The 559-nt window shown below is 49.6% G+C and carries 1 pseudogene; it reads left to right on the top strand.

Annotated elements, in window-relative coordinates:
* Positions 1-559: pseudogene (locus FDX22_RS21350) on the top strand (extracellular solute-binding protein); the annotation flags it as partial.

Here is a 559-nt window from a genome sequence, read left to right as displayed (position 1 = left end):
GGCAACTGACCGCGGGCGTTTTCCAGCCCCTGGACAAGAGCAAACTGCCAGGCTGGAAAAACCTCGATCCTGAACTGCTGAAACTGGTGGGTAAACACGATCCAGACAATAAGTTTGCTATGCCGTATATGTGGGCAACCACCGGTATTGGCTACAACGTNGGTTAACAGCTGGGATTTGATCCTCAAACCGGAGAATCTGGAAAAACTCAAAAGCTGCGGTGTCTCTTTCCTCGATGCGCCTGAAGAAGTGTTTGCTACTGTGCTGAACTATTTGGGTAAAGATCCAAACAGTACCAAAGCGGATGATTACACCGGGCCGGCAACCGATTTGTTGTTGAAACTGCGTCCGAATATCCGTTATTTCCACTCCTCGCAATACATTAACGATCTGGCAAATGGAGATACCTGTGTAGCGATTGGCTGGGCAGGGGATGTATGGCAGGCGGCAAACCGTGCGAAAGAAGCGAAAAATGGCGTCAATATTTCCTTCTCGATTCCCAAAGAGGGGGCGATGGCGTTCTTTGATGTGTTCGCGATGCCTGCAGATGCGAAAAACA

The organism is Citrobacter sp. TBCS-14 (assembly GCF_005280805.1).
Classification (GTDB): Bacteria; Pseudomonadota; Gammaproteobacteria; order Enterobacterales; family Enterobacteriaceae; genus Citrobacter; species Citrobacter gillenii.
This window is presented reverse-complemented; position numbering and strand designations above follow the sequence as displayed.